This window comes from Roseinatronobacter ekhonensis (assembly GCF_900499075.1).
Classification (GTDB): Bacteria; Pseudomonadota; Alphaproteobacteria; order Rhodobacterales; family Rhodobacteraceae; genus Roseinatronobacter; species Roseinatronobacter ekhonensis.
On the sequence record NZ_UIHC01000108.1, the window covers coordinates 1 to 3,858 of the forward strand.

The window sequence follows — 3,858 nt, forward strand, 5'->3', positions numbered from 1 at the left end:
GCGCTCGACAAACGCACCCCAGACGCGGCATACTTCGAGCAAGCAGAGATACGAAAAGCGGCATGAACATAAATCTGATGCATCTTAGACAAGCCGCAAACCTGTCCTAAAAAGCAGGACCACTTCAGTGCTCGACACCGAGGCGCAACTGCGCAGTAAAAAAGAGTTGATCGAACGCTTTATTGCTGAGCACTTTGCGAACCTTTCGGCTAGCGCCGATGTGGGGGCTGAATTTGATAGCTACTGGGAGGCTCAAAAGCAAAATGCTCTTGTCACTCTGAGCGAGGATGAAGGCCTGAAGCGCGAAGCACTAGACAAGGTCCTGGCCCACTATCTGTTCACCGAAAAGACCCCGATGCGCGACGACGTCATTGGAATAATGGAGAAGCGTCCTCCTTTGCGTCAGCGACGCAGCGTCGCCGACCGCGTCATCGCGAAGATCCGAGAATTTGTGGAAACCTTTATCGACGGGGTGGATTAATATATGCTTGGCTACCGTCTATTAGAACCTCAAAATATTGGTGTGGAAATCAATCTGAGTATTCCTACTAAGCACAGCACGATGGCCTTGGTAAACTCAGCGCAGACTCATAAGCTTTTCCTAAATGATTGAACGAACTTTCCAAAATATTCCTGATGGGAAGATAAGCGAAGCAGATCAGCAATGGTTTTTGGTCAGCTTGGGATGGTCGAAGGCGGCGACGTGGCAGGACTTACTGCAGTCGCGCCGTATCCTAATTATCTCCGAAGCTGGTGCCGGAAAAACCTACGAATGCCAAACTCAGGCCCAACGGCTGTGGGATCAAGGAGAAGCCGCATTTTTTGTGGAATTGTCTGCGTTGGCCAACGAGGACCTGCGCAGCTTGCTCGACCCAAACGAAGAGGAGAGGCTAGATATTTGGCTTGCGTCTCAGTCAGACACCGCAACTTTCTTTCTCGATTCAATTGATGAATTGAGATTGTCACTCGGTTCCTTTGAGCGAGCACTGAAACGTCTAAAAAAAAGCACTGGAAACCAACTTCATCGAGTACGGATTGTAATTACCACCCGCCCAATCCCCTTTGACGAACAGGTAATCCGGCGCGTGTTGCCCGTCCCTAAAACGCAAACAATACTTCCGCACGAAGAACGTTTTGCGAAGATCGCGATGCGTGAGCAAGAAGACGATAGTGGCAATGAGAAGAATGGTGATGTTGCACCGGACTGGCGGGTCGTTGCACTGATGCCCCTGTCAGATACCCAGATCAATGCCTTTGCGAGTGACCAGGGCGTGGTTAATCCAGAGCAACTTCAAGCGGACCTACAACGGCGAAACGCGCACGAGTTTGCGCGCCGACCACAAGACTTGATCGAGCTTTGTGCAGATTGGCGCGAACACAAACGTATCCGGACTCATCGCGACCAGGTTGCAACGAACATACGCATCAAGCTGCTCCCCCGTGACAATAGAGGGGAAGCGGCGGAACTGTCGGTCGAGAAAGCGATTGAAGGTGCAAGCCGTCTAGCACTTGCAATGCAAGTGACGCGCCGCCTGACAATCCGGCACAATGCGGCTTCGGACGATGTCGCCGAAGATGTCGCACTCGATCCGGCAACTATTCTTACTGACTGGAACCAGAACGAACGAAAGGCTCTTTTGGAACGACCGCTGTTTGGTTTCGCATCGTATGGCCGAGTACGTTTCCACCACCGATCCGTGGCAGAATACCTAGCAGCTCATCGACTTCTGGCTCTTCGCACGAGCGGAATGCCTTACCGAGCCCTAAAACGGCTGTTGTTCGCCGAGACAAAGGGCAAGACCATAGTGCGTCCCTCCAAGCGGCCTATCGCAGGATGGTTGGCCATTATGGAAAGTAGAGTATTCGAGCTCTTGCGAGACCATGAGCCCGCCGTGCTTCTAGACGAGGGTGATCCTGAATCACTAACGCAATCTCAGCGTGATCAGGCACTTCAGGCCTATGCAATGAAATACGGTCCGGGCGGCTGGCGTGGAATCAGTGTGCCCCATATCCAGGTCCATCGTTTCGCGTCACCTGAACTGGCCAACGTGATAAATCAGATATGGGGAGCGGGTGTTGAAAACCCAGACGTCCGTGTGATCCTCATCACGTTAATTGAAGTGGGACGAATTCAAGCAAGTTCCAAGATTGCTCGTGACGTCGCCTGCGACACACGTGCCGTAGAGGTTGAGAGAGCCCTCGCACTCGATGCACTGGTGGCGCTTTACGATGAAAGCCTTCCCCAAATTGCGGCTGGAATAGCTAGCGCAGAGGATCGCTGGCCCGACAAGGTTGCACGCAACGCGGTACTGCGACTTTTCCCCGAGCACATGTCTATCGAGCAGTTGTGCCAGACGGTCGCCTGGGTGAAGCACCAAAGGCGTAGCGTTGGCAGCTTCAGTTGGCAGCTACCTCGTCTGATTACCACTTCGCAGTTGGAGAAAGCAGAAATCGAGGCGTTACGTGACGGCCTAGTGAGGTTGATCTCCGACGGCTTAGCTTGGCAAAAGCAAGGACCTCACGTTTCGAGCAATAGGCCATATCTCAGTGGGGCGCTGGCTGCGATATGCATGCGAGGCCTCGAAGTCTGTAAAGACGAAGCCTGGCTTCACGCAAGCGTCTTGGCCCTGCGTTTGCATCACAGAAGGCATTGCGACGACGAGCCGATAAAGGCACTCCAAAAAAAACTGAGGGGCATGAGTGCCAATGACAATGAACGCCTCTTCTGGGTGGAAGACAGATTGGTACAATCTCTTCATAAAATCGAAGACCCCTGGAGGCGCCTCGCAGAAGTAACGCATTATGATGGTCCTGTTGAGTTGCTGGCCGACCGGGATCTTGAATGGTTAATGAAAGCGCTGCTCGACTCAAAGCGTGATGCGGGCGAGCGCGCCATGCTTTTAGAGGCGGCCATACGGATGCCACCAGATCGTGATGCCTGGCAAAAGCACGTGATTGGATTGGGCGCTCTAGTATCGGATAACCCAAACTTAGTTGCTCGAATTGAGGAATGGTTGAAACCCTCAAAGAACGACAGGGAACATCGGCGATGGGAGAAGAAAGCGGCTGAACGCAAAGTGCAGGAGCAACGGAGGAAAGCCAAAACCCGCGCCAGTTGGATTCAATTTTGGCGCGAGGTCGCCAATCAGCCTGAAGACGCATTCTCGAATGAGCGCGCTTGGAACACGGCTTGGAACCTTTGGAAAGCGATGGGGAATGATGGTGATAATAGTCGATTATCAGGATGGAACCGACGTTTCATTGAGGATCAATTCGACCGTGAAACCGCTGATCGCCTTCGCCGCGCCCTGATGACCATCTGGCGAAAAGATAACCCAACACTCGCCAGCGAGCGTCCAGAAGGTGAGCGGGGCACATTTCTTATACGCTGGCAACTTGGGCTCGCCGGGATCTACGCCGAAGCTGAGGACGCCGATTGGGCAGCCAATCTGGACAAAAAGGACGCAAGGCTGGCGGCGCGATACGCACCAATCGAACTAAATGGTTTGCCTTTTTGGATGGAAGCCTTAATCAGCTCTCATCCTGAGGCAGTTGACCAAACGATTGGGAGAGAATTGACTTGGGAGCTTGAACAAGCACCGGGGTCACAGGGAAATTTGAACACACTTCAAGGGATTGAAAATTCTCCGGAAACGATCGGACGCCTTTTTCTCCCTCGCCTGAGGTCATGGCTCGATGCGATCGGTGATAACATCGTAGGGAGTGGGAACTGAAGTGGTCCGGCAAATTTGGACAGCGTGCTAAGATGTATCCAACGCGCACGAATGGATACGAGAATGACAAAGCGACGGAACTTTTCAGACAAGTTTAAAGCTGCTGTGGCGCTTGAGGCGCTGC

The 3,858-nt window shown here is 52.8% G+C and carries 1 protein-coding gene and 1 pseudogene; both read left to right on the forward strand.

The features are described 5' to 3' along the window. Nucleotides 1-121: 121 nt before the first annotated feature. Nucleotides 122-481: pseudogene (locus ROE7235_RS18970) on the forward strand (type I restriction endonuclease subunit R, EcoR124 family); the annotation flags it as partial. Nucleotides 482-605: 124 nt separating this feature from the next. Then, complete coding sequence (locus ROE7235_RS18975) at nucleotides 606-3,734, forward strand: NACHT domain-containing protein (RefSeq protein ID WP_121097494.1); 3,129 nt, start codon at nucleotides 606-608, stop codon at nucleotides 3,732-3,734. The last annotated feature ends 124 nt before the right edge of the window (nucleotides 3,735-3,858 follow it).